At 48.1% G+C, this 18,910-nt stretch carries 19 protein-coding genes; 4 read left to right on the forward strand and 15 right to left on the reverse strand.

The features are described 5' to 3' along the window. Positions 1 to 10 precede the first annotated feature (10 nt). Positions 11 to 553: a FlhC family transcriptional regulator gene (locus FE240_RS17880; RefSeq protein WP_069140159.1), complete on the reverse strand. Its 543-nt coding sequence runs from the start codon at positions 551 to 553 to the stop codon at positions 11 to 13. 2 nt (positions 554 to 555) lie between these two features. After that, positions 556 to 744, reverse strand: a complete 189-nt coding sequence (locus tag FE240_RS17885) for a hypothetical protein (RefSeq protein ID WP_069140158.1) — start codon at positions 742 to 744, stop codon at positions 556 to 558. Between the two features lie 171 nt (positions 745 to 915). Here FE240_RS17885 and FE240_RS17890 point away from each other — a divergent pair, with 171 nt between their 5' ends. Continuing rightward, positions 916 to 1,176 carry a hypothetical protein gene (locus FE240_RS17890; RefSeq protein ID WP_069140157.1) on the forward strand — a complete coding sequence of 87 codons (261 nt, stop codon included), beginning with the start codon at positions 916 to 918 and terminating at the stop codon, positions 1,174 to 1,176. Between the two features lie 111 nt (positions 1,177 to 1,287). Here FE240_RS17890 and FE240_RS17895 read toward each other — a convergent pair whose 3' ends face one another. From FE240_RS17895 to FE240_RS17905, 3 genes are all read right to left on the reverse strand, one after another. Next, positions 1,288 to 3,012: an AAA family ATPase gene (locus FE240_RS17895; RefSeq protein ID WP_074448775.1), complete on the reverse strand. Its 1,725-nt coding sequence runs from the start codon at positions 3,010 to 3,012 to the stop codon at positions 1,288 to 1,290. Between the two features lie 291 nt (positions 3,013 to 3,303). Continuing rightward, on the reverse strand, positions 3,304 to 3,660 hold the full coding sequence (locus FE240_RS17900) for a hypothetical protein (protein WP_069140155.1): 357 nt from the start codon (positions 3,658 to 3,660) through the stop codon (positions 3,304 to 3,306). After that, a complete protein-coding gene (locus tag FE240_RS17905; RefSeq protein ID WP_069140154.1) occupies positions 3,657 to 7,094 on the reverse strand; it encodes a conjugal transfer protein TraG N-terminal domain-containing protein in 3,438 nt (1,145 codons plus the stop codon). Before FE240_RS17905 ends, FE240_RS17900 begins: the two co-directional genes overlap by 4 nt. Before the next feature lie 209 nt (positions 7,095 to 7,303). Between FE240_RS17905 and FE240_RS17910 the strand changes: the two genes are divergently transcribed. Both FE240_RS17910 and FE240_RS17915 read left to right on the forward strand, forming a co-directional pair. After that, positions 7,304 to 8,179, forward strand: coding sequence for a hypothetical protein (locus tag FE240_RS17910; protein ID WP_069140153.1), 876 nt, complete (start codon positions 7,304 to 7,306; stop codon positions 8,177 to 8,179). Beyond that, on the forward strand, positions 8,176 to 8,571 hold the full coding sequence (locus tag FE240_RS17915; RefSeq protein ID WP_069140152.1) for a hypothetical protein: 396 nt from the start codon (positions 8,176 to 8,178) through the stop codon (positions 8,569 to 8,571). The genes FE240_RS17910 and FE240_RS17915 overlap by 4 nt, the downstream gene beginning before the upstream one ends. A gap of 492 nt (positions 8,572 to 9,063) precedes the next feature. Here the strand turns inward: FE240_RS17915 and FE240_RS17920 are convergent, their stop codons facing one another. The 5 genes from FE240_RS17920 to FE240_RS17940 form a co-directional block, all read right to left on the reverse strand. Further along, the gene (locus FE240_RS17920; protein ID WP_069140151.1) at positions 9,064 to 9,486 is read right to left on the reverse strand and encodes a hypothetical protein; all 423 of its coding nucleotides are present in this window, start codon (positions 9,484 to 9,486) and stop codon (positions 9,064 to 9,066) included. Between the two features lie 106 nt (positions 9,487 to 9,592). Next, the gene (locus tag FE240_RS17925; protein WP_069140150.1) at positions 9,593 to 9,784 is read right to left on the reverse strand and encodes a DUF7706 family protein; all 192 of its coding nucleotides are present in this window, start codon (positions 9,782 to 9,784) and stop codon (positions 9,593 to 9,595) included. A gap of 59 nt (positions 9,785 to 9,843) precedes the next feature. Then, complete coding sequence (locus FE240_RS17930; protein WP_069140165.1) at positions 9,844 to 10,113, reverse strand: hypothetical protein; 270 nt, start codon at positions 10,111 to 10,113, stop codon at positions 9,844 to 9,846. Positions 10,114 to 10,214: 101 nt separating this feature from the next. Next, positions 10,215 to 10,532, reverse strand: a complete 318-nt coding sequence (locus FE240_RS17935; RefSeq protein ID WP_069140149.1) for a hypothetical protein — start codon at positions 10,530 to 10,532, stop codon at positions 10,215 to 10,217. A 78-nt stretch (positions 10,533 to 10,610) separates the two neighbouring features. Then, positions 10,611 to 10,865: a hypothetical protein gene (locus FE240_RS17940; protein WP_074448774.1), complete on the reverse strand. Its 255-nt coding sequence runs from the start codon at positions 10,863 to 10,865 to the stop codon at positions 10,611 to 10,613. Between the two features lie 462 nt (positions 10,866 to 11,327). Here FE240_RS17940 and FE240_RS17945 point away from each other — a divergent pair, with 462 nt between their 5' ends. Beyond that, on the forward strand, positions 11,328 to 11,747 hold the full coding sequence (locus FE240_RS17945) for a permease (protein ID WP_074561536.1): 420 nt from the start codon (positions 11,328 to 11,330) through the stop codon (positions 11,745 to 11,747). A gap of 312 nt (positions 11,748 to 12,059) precedes the next feature. Here the strand turns inward: FE240_RS17945 and FE240_RS17950 are convergent, their stop codons facing one another. The 5 genes from FE240_RS17950 to FE240_RS19080 form a co-directional block, all read right to left on the reverse strand. Beyond that, positions 12,060 to 13,025 (reverse strand): integrase domain-containing protein, encoded by a 966-nt coding sequence (locus FE240_RS17950; protein ID WP_170827681.1) that lies wholly within the window; start codon positions 13,023 to 13,025, stop codon positions 12,060 to 12,062. Between the two features lie 1,125 nt (positions 13,026 to 14,150). Beyond that, on the reverse strand, positions 14,151 to 17,303 hold the full coding sequence (locus FE240_RS17955) for a DEAD/DEAH box helicase (protein ID WP_193002823.1): 3,153 nt from the start codon (positions 17,301 to 17,303) through the stop codon (positions 14,151 to 14,153). Continuing rightward, entirely contained in the window at positions 17,293 to 18,141 is an 849-nt protein-coding gene (locus FE240_RS17960; RefSeq protein ID WP_057108201.1) for a Hachiman antiphage defense system protein HamA, read from the reverse strand. The genes FE240_RS17955 and FE240_RS17960 overlap by 11 nt, the downstream gene beginning before the upstream one ends. 69 nt (positions 18,142 to 18,210) lie before the next feature. Next, on the reverse strand, positions 18,211 to 18,471 hold the full coding sequence (locus FE240_RS17965) for a HigA family addiction module antitoxin (RefSeq protein WP_264293147.1): 261 nt from the start codon (positions 18,469 to 18,471) through the stop codon (positions 18,211 to 18,213). An 80-nt stretch (positions 18,472 to 18,551) separates the two neighbouring features. Next, entirely contained in the window at positions 18,552 to 18,845 is a 294-nt protein-coding gene (locus FE240_RS19080; protein ID WP_069140143.1) for a type II toxin-antitoxin system RelE/ParE family toxin, read from the reverse strand. Positions 18,846 to 18,910 lie beyond the last annotated feature (65 nt).

Here is an 18,910-nt window from a genome sequence, read left to right on the forward strand (position 1 = left end):
TTACGGAAAATCACGCGGCTTTACTCTTATCAGCAACGCAAAATGGACATTCCACACAAGTTCTTTGGTTAACCGAGGTAAAGTATGTGCATTCACAATTACCGCACTGCTCAAGCATGGCATCACCACATCTAAGCTCGGAAGCCAAACACCAGGCATCAGTGATATCGAAGGGAGCCCATCGAGCCCCTTTCATTCCAGGAACTTCCTTGCGAATCGCGTGATACATACGAAACGCCTTGTTCAGTGCCTTGATATCAATCGATCTGATCACGTCCTCGCCACCAATATTGCGGTAAAGCTGCATCAGCAGTGACGCCTGAATCTTGGAGGTGTGACTGTGGATAAGCGTGGCTCCACCACGGAATGTACGTGATCTGCGTTCCAGCTCGTATCCATCGTTTTCGATGTCCTGATATAACCTGCGTACCTGTTTGTACGTCAGACCCGTCTCGATCATGATGATCTTGGTGATGTAGCCAGCCAGGGCCATGTGGCGTGCGGCTATCCATCGGCCTAGCCACCCTGATTTATAATCCGTGCTTTTCTCCATTGTTAGGCTTCCTTGCTATTGGCGAACAAATTTCGGTATTGCATCCACAACGCTGCTATTACTGCTGGAAGAGCTGCCGCGTAAAGCCAATTGCTTCGCTCCACCCCGTCAAGCGTAATCAGCGACGCGACAGACAAGGAAAAGAGGGCGGCAACGAACCAGACTAGTTTGTTTTTCTTGGTGTTCTTCATCACATATCTCCTACGATGAAATTAGAGTTTCAATTCCTTTCTATCACGAAAGTTCAGATATGCAACGCCAAATACTGTGTTTTTTTACAGTATCATTTTTTGATACTTTGAAGACTTGCAGTTTCAGGTAATAATGAAATATTGGTCATAGAATGACCGGAGGTATTCAATATGAAACGTATATTTGGATGGGGCATAGTGCTGGCAACTTTGTTCGTTGCATACAAAGTTGCGGGAAGCGGGGGGCTTATTTTGTCCTTAATTCCATTAACTATTCTTATCACCATTTTTGCGAATAGACATCCCAGAGACGCGGGTTCACAAGGTGTCAATTTTCAGGAATCGGTTAACTTTGATGACCAGGAAGACGTTAGTCTTCCCATTCCTGATGCTTCGGATACAGGATCTGACTGGCAGGGTATACCTTATTGAAGGCACCGCTGTTATACGACGTGCAGGTAGGGGAGGAATAAAGTGTCATACTTAATTCCTCTTTTTGAAAGCATACAATACTAAATTTCTCTGTCAGATTAGGAAAGATTTTTACTTTATGCCTTTACTCAATGACAATATTGAATGAAGTAACTCAGAAATAGTTAAATATTCTGAGCTGTTAGTCTTTTGTGATATAAAATAACCGATAAATAAATCATAGAGTGAATCAACAGGAATGCTGGTTTGTTCTGAGAGTTCTTTAAATTTTCCTTTGCTATTTTTTATTGAATCTAACCGATTAATATCTGAAAATGAAAATGCGCATAAGACATAATCACGATCAAAAATTATATCTTCAGGTATTTGCTTTGGCAAAAACTTAACTCTTTCTTTGAAGAATTTAATATACCGCTTATACAAATCAACCTTCTGCTCTTTATTTGATCCTTGTTCTCCTCCATCAACATGAAATGGAAAATTTTCAATGTTAATGCCAGTAATTAGTTTTATCTGCTCTTTAAGGTAATCTTCTGTTTTATCTATTTCGGGGATTGATGATAAATCAACCACATTACATTTGAACATATCACCATCAAAAACTATGAATTTTTCAGCATCATCAACCTTGGAAAATGTTGTAATTAATGAGGTTTTTATGCTGGATGCACCTCCAGAAAAATATCTTATATTAAACTGCCTGCTCAAATTTTCGTTCAATGCTACTTTATCTAATATCTTTTTCGCTAAATCATCTTCTACAATAATTGTAACGCAGTCAAACATTATGCCTAAGTTATCAAAAGCATTGAGATAGTTTACACCTTGCTCAATAAATGTTTTCCCTAATTTATCAGGAATGAAGTTTTTAATACATTTGCTTGGTATGTGTTCTACAAAAACTTGAGAGTGTGTAGAGATAATAATTTGAATTTTCTTCTTGATTATTAAATCAAGGAAATATGAGAGAAGCCTTTTTTGAGCACTTGAATGTAGAGATAGCTCTGGCTCATCTAATAAAAGTATTGAACCAGACTGAATTGATGATAACTTATTAACTATATTGGCGACAATAAATTCACCACTTCCAGAGTTTGCTTCAGAATATATGCTATCTGACTTAAATATAATGCTAGTACCCCAAGTGCCACTGAAGAAACGATGTTCAATTATTTTTATTTCAGTGTAGCTTTTGCCCAAAATATTGTTAATTATTTCAATATTTTTTCTACTAACAATAGTTAACTTGGCCTTTCTGCCATTATTATTCTTTGTGTCTATTGACTGTTGGACTTTTTTTGTAACTCTCTTTGCATAATCGACTTTTGATTTTAAATCCGATGTCGACGTTTGATTGTCAAAAAAAGTATTCTTTTCAAATGAGCCTACCAATGACTTAAATTGTATATCAATGATTTTGGAAAATGATTTCCCATTAGTGTTTTTTTCTAAGTGAATTTTTATTTCCTTGTCCGTGCTAAAGGTCTGTTCGGCTTCGGAGAAAACCCAACCAGAGTATCTAGTTTTAATTTCCTTACAATTATTGCCATCTAGTTTATAACTAAACTCTGATAGACCTTGGTCATTAAATTGGTCCCATTCAGTCTCAAAGAAGTAGTCATGCGGTGTTCTCCCTTTAGCCATAGACATAATGAGCTTCAATAATGTTGACTTTCCTGAACCATTTTTCCCAACCAAAATAGTCAATGGATGATCGAAATTGATACTTAAGTTTTCACGAAACTGTCTAAAGCAATTGATATTTAAGTGTTCCAATGGGTTTTTTAAGATATTTTTTGAATGTAAATCATCAATTGTTTTCAACTTAGTTAACATCTAAACTCCAATTAAATGTTTAATAGTGTTATTTCAAGAAGTTGCCTTTTAATTCTTATAATAAAATAAAGCCTAAACAATTATAATTCACTAAGCACACCTTAAATTTTAAACTAAGACTCATAGTCTGCGATTAGCAGAAATAGGTCAAGTATGAACGCAAGAAAGTGGTAAGTTATGTTTGGCTGATTTTGATGAATATGCATGTTAGAAATAACCGCGTCCCCGATGTGAACACGGCCATTTTAGTATGATACTGACCTCTCCCAAACTTCCCCGCTGGTAATGTGATTAACCTTCAACTCGAAGGATTAGTTTGCCATTCCTGCAAGCGAGTACAGGGAGGTGCTGGGCCCGACTAAGCATTCCCCTCAATAAATGCTGACAAATACCGGTTTCCATACTGGCGACCTTTAAGGCTTCAGCGCTGGTCACCAAGACATCACCAGTTCGCTCCACTGGAGTTACAAGCCAATCCCCGTATCCTTCCAGCATCATCAGTTTCAGTGTATTGATGACCAAGGTCGGAGTAATAGGACCGCACACTTCATGAGCTTCCAGCAGGCTATCCATGCTTGCCCATACCTGTTCCAGTTCGTCCTGAAGCTGGCGTTCCCGAAGTTTCAGTTGGACCAGTGCCGTATTCACGAACCACCTCCTTGCTTAACTGCAAAATAGCGCGAAACTGGTGCCAGATACCCCCCGGCCTGCTCTCGTCCGGCTCCAGCAGCTGACTCAATGATATCCGCTGTTTTGTTTGCCAAGGCGTCATCCCCCATTTCACGCCGGAGTTGAGCCCGATATTCCTGCTCCTTTCCATCACTTGCGCCCAGTATGGACGATGCAAACAACTGTGCACCCGCATCCGAATGGAGACCATGCTCTTGTATCGCGGTTTGCATGGCCAAATTACGAAACTCATCTCCGTACTGCTGCACAAAGGCCTCTGCATGCTCTGCACCTGCTTCGCTCGCGCTAGCAAGCGCTGCCGCGAAGAACATTCCACGCTCGCGAACCGACATGCCCTTGGCCGCCTCGGATAGATCCGATTTTCCAGTGAGCCATTCCTTGGCTGCATAGAAACCGGATACGCCTGCTCCGATAATGTCCCTACCCAGGTTGGCCGCACCAGTAGCCAAGAATCCTGGAAGGCCGTACTGATCTTTGATGTACTGATCTCCCTTATGTGCGTCGGCAATAAACTGATCACGCTGCTCGGGCGTCATCCGTGCCAGTTGGTTCATCGAGTTGGCAAAGTCATTTGAGAATCCATCCATGGCCGCCCCTGAGCCGCCAACGATCTTGTCGAAGAATCGACCAGCCCCTTCAGACGAAGCAAAGATATTGGATGCGGTGGATGGTTCTACATTGGAGTTCATTATCTGCGTTCTCAGTGACCCCAATCGCTCATCCTGGAACGACTCCTTTTGATTGGCATGAACGTCCTGTACTCGGCTCATATTCTTGTCATGCTGCTGGAAAACCGCCTTTTCGCTAGGCACACTGCCATAGGCTTGGGTACGCTGCCTCTCGTTCATACGACTGGGATCTTGGAGTTGCTGGGTGTTGGAAAGGCCGGTGATTGCCGGAGCTTGCTGGACAAGCAACTGGTTCTCGTTAAACCGCCCCACACCCTGTGTGACGACACCACCAGTAGCCGCCGAGATAGCCTCAGCCGCAACAGCCTGCTCGACTCCCTTGCCTGAATTCAAAAGCGCGTATATTTGTCCACCGGCTAACGCCTGCGCGGAGTCCATTCCCAGTGCCTGATAAAACCGTGCTTTTTCGGCAGCGGTCTGACGAGTCTCTGGCGACGCCATACGCATTCCATTCTGTAACATGGTGCTTGCGGCTGGACTACCGACGGTAGAGGCCGCCAATGCCCGCATATCCATTTGACTAGCCGTGCCAATTGAACTTTGAGCGGAGGAAAGGCGCTGATACGTATTTTGAGCGCTAACGGCTTGTGTCGCGGATTGGGAAAGTTGCTCGCGTTGTTCCTCACCCAATGAATTGGTGAACCGCTGGCCTGACTCGGTGTTGGTTTGTCGCGCCAGATCTTGGGTCAACGTTGCGGAATCATCCTTGGAAAAGCCCAAATTCTTTGCCAGTTTATCCAGATCCGTGGTCAGTTGCTGACGCTGATCCATCGTTCTGGACTCAGCAGATCCCGAAACATCTCCCTGTACTTTCAATGGTGCGTCTTTGCCAACTGCTCCTGACTTCGCAGCGATTCGACCTATTGGCCCACCAATCACCGCAGCAAGCTTACCTGCATCAACTGATCCTGAAGCCTTCATAGCTATGGCACCAGCTATGGCATCAGTATGTGTTTCGGACAAACCGTACTGTCGTGCGTAATCCTGAGCCTGACCGTAAATTGCCTTGGCCTGACTCGAATCGGATGCCCTAAGAGTTTGGCCCAACCCCTGCAACCTGGCGTAGCTCTGTTCAGCCGATGCCCCGGAGAAAACCGAGTTTGATAGCTGTTCGGAGAAATTCCGCGTAGCTTGGGCAGATGCGGCCTGGCTGCTGCTAACCACTGAACTCAGGGTTTGTCCGATGTTCACCTTATCGACAAGCGACTCAGCTCCTGAGGCCATGGCACCACTGAACTGGTTATACGAGAACGCCGGTTGGCCTTTCATTACCGGATCTTGCTGCAGAAGATCAGGCGTTTGCATTTTCTCGTTTACGTGGTCGCCGCCGTTGATGCGCGAGGCTAGGCTGGTAAAGGCATAGGTGCTACCAGTGACGATGAACAAGGAAATGATCGGCGTAGCCGCAGCCAGCATCCCACCCGTTGCGATCCAGTGTTGCAGCACGTCACCTGTCGATGACAGCGCATACATAGAGTCCAGCCCGGAGCTACTCAGGCTAGACATCTCCTTGGATGCCGCCGTGTGAACAAACAAGTTGATAATGGACAGAACTGGCATCCAAAGCTGAATCCAAAGGATGGTCTGTACATATTTGCCCGCCAGTTGGAGACCAAAACTCCCCATTACGATGATAAAGGCAATGATCGGAGTGATGGCGTAGATGAACCCTTCGAAGAAGGTCAACATTGGGCGAACCACCGTCATGAACATGGACTGTTCCGCCGCCCACTGGGTATTCCTCTGCTGAATGGCCTGGTTAATCATCAGCGCGGAGCCATAGTCCTGCAAGTCCTGATAGCGACCAGCTGCAGCCTCGTAGTAAAGGGGCTCCAGCACGGCTGCCTTCAAATAATCGATGGATGATGTTGTCGAAGCTCCCATAGCTTGCAGTGAATCGCCGATTTTGGTGATCGCGTCATCGCCGGCACTGGTATCAATTCCCAGCAAGTTGTTCAAGGCGTCAACCACCACAGGGCTATTCAAATTTGCAGTGGCGTTACTGATGGCGACCCACCCGTCAGTGCAGGTGTAATCAGCCCCATCAGGATTACCCGCAGAAAGGTAAAGGCGAGTTCCATAGAGCTGGGAGTTAAACCGAAGTGCTGTCTCGGTAGGACGATTCATAAGTTCATCCAGAGACATCAGTTTAAGGTCAACCTTGGTCAGTGTGCATTCACGGATGTAGTTGTTCCAGGACAGGCGCACATCGACGTATCCACCGCCATTAGCCGCATTGAGAGCGGTGAAGACTCCGGTATCATAAGCTCTTCTGCGAACGTCATTCAGCAGCTTTAAAGTCTCCGAGAAGTGGCTTTCCGTAACGTTCGGTACGATGACCCCGTATCCGGTCTCGAAGAGGTTGGTAATGGTGTATCCCACATTGGAGATCATCCCGCCCGCAAAGCCAACCAATAGCGGGACGTTGGCAACAACACGAACCTCGCCAGTATAGGCGTCTTCAATGGCAACCGTCGTGGTCGGCCCAAAGGAGCAGGCATAAATGACCCAGCCCAGCAAGACCTGCTGGAAGTTGATTTGTTTTGCTCCCTGAAAAACTGACTGGATACAGATGATGAGCACGCCGAGCAGCAAGCCAATGCTGACCATTTTCTCGAAGTCCCCGGTACCAGTGATCATGGACACCGCAATCAGGATTTGCTCCAAGAATGCCGAGTCCCCGATGGAGTGAATTGTAAACATAGGCGTATTCTCCCGAAATTTGGAGATAGCCTATTCGCTCAATCCTCTTTACCACGACTCTGTAACTGCCCAATTTTGGCGTTTTACCCAATTATCCCAACTTTGTCCGTTCAGAACATATTTCCATTTTTTTCAATAAGATGCCTGCATGTTATTGCGTTTTTGAAGACCTATGGCAACCTGATTCCATTGCTATAGGAGAAACCTCAATGACGAAGAAACTAACCGTAATAATTCTTGCAGCCGGACTGGCTTCAGGCTGCGCAACGACGACAAGCAGCTACCAATACAAGGGAGACCATAGCCGCGCCTACAACTTGGCCCAGGCCGGAGGCCTCTACGACGCCAGGGATTACGACATCCCCAGGGACCAACGAGACGGCGTTATGAGCAAGGGATGGGATGTCACGGGTGACGCACTGCTTTTCAATTCCGGACATGGGCTTGGATTGGACTGGGGCAAGTCACTGGGCTTGGGTCTGTTAACCAGTGCCTTTGCACCAAAGGGCGTTATGGAGCGAGACAGCGTATTTGGCTGGATTCCGGAAACACAAGCAGGTGATGCCGGAGAAGCCTGGGAACTGATGTCGAACACCCTGCTCGATGGCATTGAGAAGTCCTTACAGCAGGCGAATGTCAAATACATTGTCGATAACAGGAATCTACACCAGGACCTTCCCCTGGTGTCGGAGTACATTTTTTCCTCGGTGCGAATTGTCGATCCCGAACATGGTTGCCCTGACTGGGAAAGTGCCAATCGAGACTATGACCAATCCTGTTATGTGGCCACGACCGTGTATGCCCCCACGGAAGAGCCACGAAAAGTGCCTGATTTCCTGATGGCCGGGCAAAATGGCTATGGCTTCTACGCAAATGATGAAGCGGATTACTCCCGCATAAAGGTGAACATCCCCAAAGGTTCCAACTTGGACAAGAACCAGTTGCTTGCAGGCATCAGCCATGAGCTTCCAGCCTGGGCATTCATCTTTGTTGCATCGCAAAAGCTGAATACTGACGGCTACACGGCACCAGTGATCCTGACAACAGGGAAGGCCGAACTATTCATCACACCGGATCAAGGATGAGCGTGTGGCATGATGCCCTGGAGATCGGTCTGCTTCCTTTGGAGGAGACCGGCCTCTACTGTGATGGCATGACGTATGTGATCAGCCACCTGCTTCGGAAAGGCGGCATTCCCCACCGGAGCTACATAGGCTACGTAAAAGACGAGAAACATGGCGACCTAGTAGTGCCGCACTGCTGGGTAAAACTGGAGGGCGATGGTGATTGGGTTATCGATCTCCGGCTACGTACCTGGTTGGGAGATGATGACGAGGTGCCTCATGGGGTGTTCCAGCTTGCCGGGTGGTCCAGATTCACCTACAGGGGGCAGTCCATGGCAGGTATCGATCTGGATGAAGAGGCGGTCGAGGCCATGACCGACGGAAAACTTTCACATGTGAAAGTTCATAGATGATGCAATGTGGGTGCGCTACATGTCACGCAAGTGCTTCAACGCTCAGAACCGTTTTTCCGGGATTTGTTATAGAGATACAAACTTCCAAAGGTCACCACGGTAAAAAATGCAAGCAAACTCAGCATGGCAATTGTGAATGCATCCATGATACTCATCCTCTCTATCCAAACGTTCTATAATCAGATTTTAACCAAACTAGCGAGGTATTCCAGTGTCAAGAACACTAGAGCAACTCCTGGAGCAGGAGAAACCCGAAGTTGTGGCCGAGGCCAAACGCAAGGCATCAGAGATGCTCCGCCTCTTGGATGAGCAAGCAACGGCCAAGCTGGATAATGAAACCGATTCAGTAGATTCCTATCCCTAGAAGTAGCAAAGGACCAGACAAGCTGGCCCTTTGATTATTCCGGTCGAACTAAAGAAACTATTACAACATGCGCTGCATCGTAATCTCTAGCACCCGTTTAACTTATGGCCTCAGGGGCACAAAGCCGTTTAATTATCTACACCTTTAAAAATAAAGGTGCCCTCATGTTCAAGCTGCTTCAGTTCAGTAGAAAATGCCTCCTCAAGGTTCAGTTCTGCCTGAGCGGTACGTTTCTTACCGTTAAAATAAGCCCAGAATGAGTTGATAAAAAACTCCTTCTGCAATTTAGAAATCAGAGACTTAACGCCGTCCTGATAAATAATTGTCGGCTTTTGGGTCATCCTGTCGTTCCACTCAACATCAACTTTGATTAGCACTTCATCTATCAAGGATTTAACTTCATCAATCGCGCTCCATGCGTCCTTTTCATCAGCAGCACGATGCGCTGCGATAGGAAGAAGAAGGCCTTGAATGGTCTCTTCAGTTGACCAAGCTCCATCTGATAAAAAGTACTCTCTATTTTCAAAGTTAAGGTGTAAGTGATATGTCATGTTTAAATACTCCTTTGAAAGGTTTTTCAATATTACCAATCTAAGTGGCTCTGCAAAGACGCTGGATCTGCCCATTTTGGACAATCCCAGCGTTCTGGTAGAGTTTTTACCGAGGCGCATATCCCGATTCAGCAAGACTCTTCTGCAATGCAGATAAAGCCTCTCTCATCAGATACGCATCGTCGTCATCCACCGCATTGATCCGAACTTCGTTCCAGCCGATGCGCTTGACAAGTTGAGCCAAAGCCCAGGCATGGCGATCAGATAACTCAGTGGTGATTGTGGTTGTCTCTTCCATTTTTCCTCCATAAATAGCAGGAGGGGAAGCCCCCAGGGCTTCCCCTGAGGGTTTTGCGATTAATGGACCAAGAACGGTTCATCGCTATCACTTTCAGCAATCGTCAAATCGATAGTGAACGTAATTTCGACGCGGTCCACGGTCAGGTTGAACTCACGAGCATGTTCAACCAGATTGTTTCGAAACACGGTTTCCGCCTCGTCATGAGATAAGGCCTCCACCGTTTCAGCCACCAACTCGCCTTCTTGCCCGGTGTAATTGACCTCGCGGTAATACACGCGGCCACATACGTCGAATTGATGGATTTCTTTTTGAGTTTGTCCCAGCATTTTCATTCTCCAAGAGTTTAAACGCCGGGACTTAGCCCAACCGGGCAAAGTACCCGGCAGGGTGATTTAAGATAAAAAGGGCTATCGTTCTGAAAGGTCATTCACACCTTGGCCGACAAGAACTTCTTGTTGGAAGCAATTGCAGCTCGCTCAGCAACCAGTTCCCCTTCAAGCGGCGCGCATTCAATAGCATCGAAAACGCCGGATTGATTGCTACCGGAGGTAGCTCTCAACCATTCTCCGTTCAATGAACTGCTGACAGTAGCCAGCGGACTGACGACCCCTACGGGCCGCGTTTTTCTCAAGGACCGATATACCGCCATCGACGCCGCGTTTAATAGCTTGGCAACGATGGAAGCTCCGAAAGCAATGACGCCAACGGTAACAATCATGATCAAAACGAAAGTGGAAAAGTACATAAACACCTCCAATTAATTTGGAATTGAAGGGGCTACACCGCGTAACCGGTGAACCCCGGTTACGGGATAGGAAAGGAATTATTGGACGGTATTGAACCAATCTGCGATTGGTTCAAATTTGTCACCCCATTCCATGATTTTCACGAAGTCTTCTGAGTTATCAGCTCTCGCCAATCCGCAGTAAGTTTTCGTATGACGACCATCAAGACACCGCAATACGGTGATATGAAGTGGTTCGCCAGATTCAGTTCTAGCGGCTGTTACCCCACGCCGTTGATGAACATGCGCATCATTTAGTGGCAGAATCAGACCGTTAACTTCGATTTTTGACATACAACACCTCAAATTTCTTTGAGGGTTCTCCCTTAACCGGAGAACCCTCGGTTAAGGGAAGGATTTAAGTTTGCTGTTTGTTTTTGGCGACCAGCTATCGCGCTCACTCAGCCTGAGGCTGAAGTTGTGAACACTGTAACAGCCAAGGCGTCGGGGGATACTCGCTGGAACTGCCCTTTTTGGGCGCATAGGTCAATAATTGAGATGAAGGAACTTTGTTGAAGGGAGAAGTTGATGCGGCATCTGGCGAATATAGGGCTTCTGATTCTGCTTATCCTAGGTCTGGCTGTCGCTGCCTATAAGCTTGGTATGGCACTCGTGTTGTTGGTGATCTTGGGTATCTTTCGCCTGGCTCGGCTTCGGAAGAACGCCTTAGCGGGCAGTAATGAGAGCAGTTCTCGATTTCACAGTTGCATTTTTTGATGCCATGGTAAACTGGCGGTAAAGAGCAAGGGGGTTGGTATGAAACATGTGGCCAATGTTCTTCTGCTGGGAGTGGTACTTCTCGGGATAGCTATGATGACTGATACGCCTTGGGGGCTTGGTGTTGCGTTAGCTCCCTTTGTCGTTTGGGGCGGAAGATTCCTGTTACTGGTTCATCGGAGTATCTGGGCATCAATAGTGTTCTGGGCGGGTGTGGCCTATTTCAGTTGGCAAGCCGCTCTTGTTGTCCTGCTTAGTTTTCTCGCGGTGCAAATGGTTAAAGTTGTACGCCAAGAGGGTGTACGAGGACGGAAACATCGTCGGAAAAAAGATGATCTCCACCTTTATCTCGACTCTCGTTCGACAGGTGGTTTAGGTATTGGACCGATGGGGGATGGAGGATTCCAGGACTCCTATGACTATGACCAGAGGTGTCACATCGGCATGAGTGAGGACTAACCCGGCGCTCCACCATCTTTTGGCCGGGGAGGATCGCCAGCGCGACCAAGCAATTCCCACAGGAGTCGGAACGCATAGAAGTGATCGCGCAATGTCGTCGCGCTCAGCCTCTGGTGCCTGGCATAGTATCTGTGGATATGGGCTCTTCCGACCTGGGACGGGGATTTGACGCCTTTCTCATTGGCCGCAATGTCCTCCAGGGCCGCTATCAGACGTTTCACCATCGCCCGCCTTGCGGTCTTTCCGCCATGGCGGACATAGACATGTGATCTTTCTCTAACCCATTTTTCCATTGGTTCCTCCTGATATTACTTACCCCAGATAGGAGTTTGTTACGTCGATACGACCGTGGCCCAGCTCTCGCGCAACCTCCGACCGGATCTCCTGGTCCAGCATCCTGGCGTGGGCGACAGATACTCCAAGTTCCTTGGCAAGGTATTCATGATGGGCGCGGCCATGCTTTATTCCTGCTTTTACCGGGCATTCCGCGCCCAGCAGGTCCCGGTAGCGGGTTTGAGCGTAGTGGTGCCGCTCACCATGGAAGTTCACCGGATGGCGGCCAATCTCCCGGTAGGCTTCTTGCCGGAACTCGCGATAATTCTGCTCAGTAGGAATCATGCTGCGGCCATCCTGTATGGCGGCGGCCCGCTGGAGCGCCGTAATTTGAGCCTCACTGGTGATCGGAACAGTGCGCGCCCGGCCCCCCTTGGTGCCATCCTTTATGCTCACGGAGCCGGTTTTCTCGGCCTCTCTTAGTGCCCTGGCAGCATCCAGCTTGGCCGATTCCTCGAACCGCAGACCAAAATTACGCTGTAGTTCCAGCAAAGCCCCAAGGCGCTCGGAGGCCGCCCCCATTGCGGCATAATGGGCCACCTCCGAAACACTCCGGTCGCCAGTGGCGATGCCTGAGCGCTTTGGAAGTCCACCCTCGGAGACGGGGTCTACACGTACCTGCCGGTCGCCTCGCGCAATCTCCAACACCCGATTCACTGCGCTCAGGTAGTTCTGCGCCGTGGATGGCGCGATTTCTCCCCGCTCGTAGCGATCATTAAGGTGCGCCGCATAAGCGATCAAATGAGCCTTTTCTATATCACGCATGTCCTTAATGCCCTGTTCGGACTTAATCCAGTCGCTAAACACGCTCCATCGGTCGTGGATCGTGGCTATGGACTGGAAACTCTTCATACCTTCCTTCAGTGCATTCAGGCCTGCCTTGCCCATATCGCGACTTCGGAGACCAAAATTCCGGGAATCCGGATTAGTCCGCTCTGAGCGCATCGTGTGCTCCTTATGATCTTGTTAATCAACGTGTTGCTGGCCCGTCCGTACTCGGTGGTAAGTGAAACGCAGTTTTTAATTAGCTCTGCATGCTAAGGCCAACGCTGGGGATCTCGCCCAGGCACAGGGCAGATAAACCGATGCCCACGGTCGTTTCATACGAGCGGTACTGCTATGGAGCGAACTACTCATTCCACTGGCTGGTCTGTTCCGACGGAACAAACTGCCAGCAGATCCGGCTGGTACTGTCGTGTCATTCTCTGGAAAGGAAGCGCGAAGCGCGCCAACCGCCGAAGGCGGTATTGTTCGCGCACATTCGTGCGCGGGGCGAAAGCCTTGAGCCGTTGAGGCACAAGGCTTCCGACGGGGGTTATACCCCCGTCTCTGTTTACGCCTACGGCGACAGAGACGGGGTGGAGCATCGAGTAAGCCGGAAATCCAGCACTCGTTCTGACGGATGAGGGAGGCCCTCTTATGTTTGGCCGCTCGGAATTGAGCGCCAGGAACGCGACATAGCTGTCAGCCAGATCGCGATATGGAAGCCTGGTCGCTTGCGGAATGCACAAACGCAGGCAGCAGCAGAACGCTGCAAGCACAGTGATGATAAACATCTCTTTTTCCTCCGGGGAGATAGGTTTTAGACGGAGGAGTGCCCCTAGGGGACAGTCCCCCTGAGGGTTAACGAAGTGAAGGCAAACGCCTTGGATTTGGAAAAATGCTGTTTTGGGCCAGCTACCGTTTACAACTTATATATTAATCAAGCTGATAGAGCCGTCAAGCCCATCGTAAAGTCGCTTTTCGGTGGCTTTTCAGTATCTTCTAAGCTCTGAGAAGAAGCATCCACAAATCAAGAAGTCGCTTTTTGATTGGTTTTCGATAGTGGCACAGTAGCTCTCAGTTCAATCTTTAAAGTAAAGTATCCAAAAGCGACTTTTGGATGCTGTTTAGATGTTTAACCGGGCCTAGCTAGAAATGGCTATACGTAGCCCAAATACTCAGTTTGAGGGCTTGTGGAAGAGTCATCTCATCAAAGGAAATCAGAGCACACCTCTGACAATGGTCTGATCATTCAGGAAAGAAGGACGAGGTTAGCTCGTCCAGTTGATTTCAGAGGGGCGTTGTTTATCAGAAAATAAACTCATTCATCCTCTCATGGAAATAACTTGGATATTTTTCTATCGTAGCAGAAGCCGCGTCTCGCTTTTGTTTAAAGGTATTAATCAAATCATCCTTTTGTGTTTCAATAAGACCCATTTCTTTTGCAATGCCTTGGGAAACCACACGATCAGAAAATCCGAGTTCATAAAGGGAGATGGCAGTTTCTGTAGGCAATCCATATTTGAGACGCTTTTGGAAAAGTTGTAGCTTACTTATAAGCTCTCCAGCCTCTTTTTGGTCTGATGCCCCCACGAATTCACATAATGCGCCTACTAAGAGGGCTCCTTCGTAGGCAAGCGTACCTTCGCAAACATCGACAACATGGTCGACCTTGAACTCTCGCCGTCGGGTGCCCCAAATCATCTTACATTTTCGCTCACGAATGATTTTGAGGAGATCGTTAAAGGGCCTTCCACTGATCCATCCATGCGCGATTTCTTTAAGAACCTCCGGTTTATCGAACTTTGTGAACACTCCCCCGTTGATATGCTGGGTAAGCAATGGCCAGACAAGATCGAGCGCTTCTGTTTCATCATCAATCGAAAGCAGGCTGTCAACGTTGGCTTGAACCCATCCCTCAATGGCTTGGGCATCCCGAATTCCGTAAAGCGTCCTGCCGTAGATTTTGCGGCGAGCCGGATCTGTGATATTTGCCGATATGTTCCCAGCGAGAAGCTGAAACAACTCGCGGATATGCTCCTTTTTCTGATCATCGGCCAGGAAGAAAGCCAGAGTCCCTTCGGCCAGACGGGTCACATCAGCTTCCGAAAGACCATCCTCGGATTCATCCCAATGGGATAACAGGAAGCTCTCGATGGCACAGATGAGGCTGATTCTCCAAGCGACCTGCCGCTCGACACCATCTCGTGAGAATCCTTTGTTCCCATGTTGTGCGGCTATCCTAGCAGCATACTGGGTAACTTCATCGGGATCGTTGATATAGGCCTTGGCAAAATCCAGAGCCTCCATTGTGATGATGAATTTCTCGTCATCACTCTTGATGGCGTCGAAGATCGATAAGAGGTTACTAATACATGGCTCTGAATTAGAAGGCTCAAGGAGTTCTTTCACTTGCTCCCAGCGCCATTTGTCCCTACGGACCTTTCGCTTATCATAGATTACCGGATCTGCAAACAGAATACTGCCTTCAGTATGCATCCCGGCGCGACCCGCTCGGCCAATGAGGTTGTGGAAATCGCGAACTTTGATGCGCTCCATACCTTGATAAACACTGGTCACGATGAGATATCGAATCGGAAGATTTACGCCCTGTGCCAATGTGGATGTGCAAACAACGAATCGCACAAGGTCGTTGCGCATGGCATGCTCCACCGCCAGACGGATACCGTGCGGCGTATTGCCATGATGGGAGAAAATGCCGTGAGCCGCGCTTTGTGACGCCGGGGCGTCAGCGCCGAGATTTTCGACATGCAGATGTCTCAACCGCTCAACTTCCTGGGTGTCAGAGAAATCTGACGGCAAGGCCAAGGGGGCGCCTCGTTCGATAATATCGACGATTTTATCGCAGATGCTTGCTGCTGTTGATTTTCTCCCACAAAAGATAGCGATACTGCCATTCGGGGCCAATCTCAACCCTAGGTAAAGTGCTACTGTTTTCCCAAAATCAGGATTTGGCTTGCCATTAGGTTTCATCGCTTGTTCTGGAAAAAAACGTTCAGTTGTTTCCCTTGGTTTCCGTCCAAGAGTGAATCTTTCGATTACCCTCGGAACGAAAAACTCGCCTTGTTCGGCATCACGGCTGTCGACGTATTCGATCCTTCCCAATTGATCAAGCCAGCTCGCGAACCCGACTGACCTGAAGGTCGGAATCAGAGTCGTGCCTTCAACAACATTGGGTTCCCCGTTCAGCCACTCTCCGACAGACTTGGCGTTGCTGATAACAGCCGAGATTAACACCTTCTGAGTTCTTTCAGGGATCATTGAGCGCAACGATGTCAGGAGTAGTTCGTATGTTATGCCTCTGGTGCCGCTGTCAAACTGGTGGCCTTCGTCAAAAACTAATAGCCCAATGTGATCAGCCAGCTCTGGAGCATGCCTAAGGACGTAAAGCAGCTTCTCGGGAGTAACAACAAGGATCTGTTGGTGCCCCAAGAGCTCGGCAATCTCGAAGTCGGTCTGTAGGGCATCGGATAATTCATCCACCTTAGTGGGTTCGTTGTGGAACGCCTCAATGAGACTGTTTTTTATCTCATGGCATAGTGCCCGAAACGGAGCGATGATAATGGCCAGTGCCACGCGATCTGCCAGAAACGCGCTACGAAGAATAAGCTCGGTTGCTTTTGTTTTTCCCGCACTGGTAGGCATTTGAACGATAGCAGATTTACCTTTGAGAACATCTGCTCTTCCCAAAAGGTGTTGTGCTGGCCACAACTCTTTGATGAAAGACTTCTTCTGAATAGAGGGTTGCCATTTATCTCTTGAAAGCCCTGAATAGAAAGGGAGAGCAATCCAACAGGAGTTCTGAATTTTTTTTCTGATTAGGGCGGTAGCAATATCACCGAGAAGAAGCTGCCTAGGAGAACCTAATTCATAAACAGCACCCCTTAGCTTTCTAAGCTGGTCGAGGACTTCTTTTTCACCAGTGCCATTTTGTACAAACTGGACTAGCGCCTCGAAAACGGCATCAATATAATTTCCGAGTTTTCCCTCTGCACCACCAAAATATGTAGATATATCTCCTCGCAACATCCAAAAAATTAGATTTTCCAGGCCGTAGGCATCTAGATCTGGGAAATCAGCATCTACTTTCCGGGCTAGTACCGAGGCGCTTCCAGGTAAATCACAAAGATAGTACGACGAAGCTCCAACTAGTAAGAGATACGGATCTAGACTTTCATTCAACTTTGACTGGACATACGAATCAAAAAAATGGGCAGAGAAGAGTAGGCTTCTCCTCAGTTCCGAGAGTAACTCAGGGTCCGGATTGTCTCGGTTCATTGTGGTGGCAAGGTCACCCAGTAGCCCGATCGAAATAGGGAAAAGCTTGGCTGGATCTTGTATGATTTTGATGTGATGTTCTTCCGGAACATTATACTCGATCATCTTGGCCTTTGACCGTGTGACGCCAAGCAGTAGTTGGGATTTCTGTTCAGGCTTCATCCGCAGCCCTCCTGTAGAGCTCGTGGACCAAAGCCATCATGTCGGGTCCCTTTATAACCAAGAGGACCAGATTTTCACCGTTTGGATGAGAGATATGTTCCTTTGATTTTGGAGACTTCGGGATTGTCTCGCAATTCGAAGACCCTATGACATTCGCATCAAAGTGTTCATCTGAGATGATTGCCGCAGCACCAAAGGACTCTTTATATGGAATGTCAACTGGATTTTGAAATCGATCAATTAGCTGAGCTTGCTCTCTGCTTCCTTTCTCGAATAGCTTTTGCTTAATGAAGTGGAGCGATTCACCTATTCTAAGGTGATCTTTTGCTGAATCATTAATAGCATCTTGTAACCTGTTTTTCCCAGATCCTGAGAACTGAGTCTTGGCTTCGAATACAATCAGAAGGTCTTCTGGAGACGTCGAGTAATCCTGATTGCGGAAGCGAAAACCAATAACGTCGCTGCCCTTGGGTGACTCATCTCGGACAACCTTCGACGACCACCGTACTCTGGGAACCCAGAAGCCGAGACGCCATTGAAGATAGTCGGCAACGAGAATTTCACCAAAATCACCTGCTCGGATTCCAGGGCCAAGCTTTGTAGAGCTACAAGGGAATTTAAGTGTATTGAGATAGTCTTTACGAGATTGTTGACCTCTGAGGAAATCTATATCGGTGTCCAAGCAGTAGTGGTTGCGAAAGTGTTTTGCCCAAGCGGAGAGTACAGCTTCGTCTTTCTCATGACGGAACGCCCAAACTTCTACCTCCTTGCCATTGGCAGTTTTCAGTCGTTCACCTGTATCAATGAGCCAGTTAACATGCTCCGAAGTCCAAGGCATTTGTTGTAATAATCCTTCTATGTTGCGACCACCTTAGACCGTATGATCATAGCGTTATGGTCTTATCTGCTAAATAACTGCTTCCCTGTTCTTCAAGTGAGGCGTTACTCGTTTAACATTCTTTGCTTCCTGCTCAAAGGCTCTATGCCGAACATCCCACAACTCTACTGAGTGCTGAATATTGAGCCAGAACTCCGGCGTGTTACCCAAGGCCGCTGCCAGTTTGATTGACATGGGTGCGGTCAATGCCCCCTTGTCGTGAACGATCCGACTCAGGGTGTTTCTGTGCACACCCATGGCTTCAGCCAGTTCGTTGATCTCGATGTTCATAGGCTCCAGGAACTCGGTTACCAGCATCTGACCGACCGTAACTGGGCGACGTTTTGTGTTTCTCATAACCTTATCCTCCACTAGCCCCTGTAAACATGAGGATCCAGATAAGTATCTTGGGCAACGCCATCGATCCATCTGAAGATCAGCCGGTATTGCTTGTTTACCCGGATGGAACACCACCCGGCCATATTGCCTTCAAGGTGCTCGAAGCGGTTACCCGGAGGGATTCTCAAGTCTGACTCCTGGGTCGCTGCGTCCAAGATCTCCAGCTTCCTGAACAATGCACCTTCGATGGTACTAGGTATCCTCCTGTGGCTTTGGTCATCCTCGTAAAACGCTTCCAGCCACGTGTCTCTAAACTCGACAGCCATATCGTGCGATTCTCTTTACTTCATGATATGCACAACATCATTGTGCGTCAACTGGCTTGATTCCG

This window comes from Aeromonas simiae (assembly GCF_014892695.1).
Lineage (GTDB): Bacteria > Pseudomonadota > Gammaproteobacteria > Enterobacterales > Aeromonadaceae > Aeromonas > Aeromonas simiae.

What these genes read in the sequence shown, in the direction of transcription:
- FE240_RS17880 (WP_069140159.1), bottom strand. Translation starts at nt 553, where the DNA reads ATGGAGAAAAGCACGGATTATAAATCAGGGTGGCTAGGCCGATGGATA.
- FE240_RS17885 (WP_069140158.1), bottom strand. Translation starts at nt 744, where the DNA reads ATGAAGAACACCAAGAAAAACAAACTAGTCTGGTTCGTTGCCGCCCTC.
- FE240_RS17890 (WP_069140157.1), top strand. Translation starts at nt 916, where the DNA reads ATGAAACGTATATTTGGATGGGGCATAGTGCTGGCAACTTTGTTCGTT.
- FE240_RS17895 (WP_074448775.1), bottom strand. Translation starts at nt 3,012, where the DNA reads ATGTTAACTAAGTTGAAAACAATTGATGATTTACATTCAAAAAATATC.
- FE240_RS17905 (WP_069140154.1), bottom strand. Translation starts at nt 7,094, where the DNA reads ATGTTTACAATTCACTCCATCGGGGACTCGGCATTCTTGGAGCAAATC.
- FE240_RS17910 (WP_069140153.1), top strand. Translation starts at nt 7,304, where the DNA reads ATGACGAAGAAACTAACCGTAATAATTCTTGCAGCCGGACTGGCTTCA.
- FE240_RS17915 (WP_069140152.1), top strand. Translation starts at nt 8,176, where the DNA reads ATGAGCGTGTGGCATGATGCCCTGGAGATCGGTCTGCTTCCTTTGGAG.
- FE240_RS17920 (WP_069140151.1), bottom strand. Translation starts at nt 9,486, where the DNA reads ATGACATATCACTTACACCTTAACTTTGAAAATAGAGAGTACTTTTTA.
- FE240_RS17925 (WP_069140150.1), bottom strand. Translation starts at nt 9,784, where the DNA reads ATGGAAGAGACAACCACAATCACCACTGAGTTATCTGATCGCCATGCC.
- FE240_RS17930 (WP_069140165.1), bottom strand. Translation starts at nt 10,113, where the DNA reads ATGCTGGGACAAACTCAAAAAGAAATCCATCAATTCGACGTATGTGGC.
- FE240_RS17935 (WP_069140149.1), bottom strand. Translation starts at nt 10,532, where the DNA reads ATGTACTTTTCCACTTTCGTTTTGATCATGATTGTTACCGTTGGCGTC.
- FE240_RS17940 (WP_074448774.1), bottom strand. Translation starts at nt 10,865, where the DNA reads ATGTCAAAAATCGAAGTTAACGGTCTGATTCTGCCACTAAATGATGCG.
- FE240_RS17945 (WP_074561536.1), top strand. Translation starts at nt 11,328, where the DNA reads ATGAAACATGTGGCCAATGTTCTTCTGCTGGGAGTGGTACTTCTCGGG.
- FE240_RS17950 (WP_170827681.1), bottom strand. Translation starts at nt 13,025, where the DNA reads ATGCGCTCAGAGCGGACTAATCCGGATTCCCGGAATTTTGGTCTCCGA.
- FE240_RS17955 (WP_193002823.1), bottom strand. Translation starts at nt 17,303, where the DNA reads ATGAAGCCTGAACAGAAATCCCAACTACTGCTTGGCGTCACACGGTCA.
- FE240_RS17960 (WP_057108201.1), bottom strand. Translation starts at nt 18,141, where the DNA reads ATGCCTTGGACTTCGGAGCATGTTAACTGGCTCATTGATACAGGTGAA.
- FE240_RS17965 (WP_264293147.1), bottom strand. Translation starts at nt 18,471, where the DNA reads ATGAACATCGAGATCAACGAACTGGCTGAAGCCATGGGTGTGCACAGA.
- FE240_RS19080 (WP_069140143.1), bottom strand. Translation starts at nt 18,845, where the DNA reads ATGGCTGTCGAGTTTAGAGACACGTGGCTGGAAGCGTTTTACGAGGAT.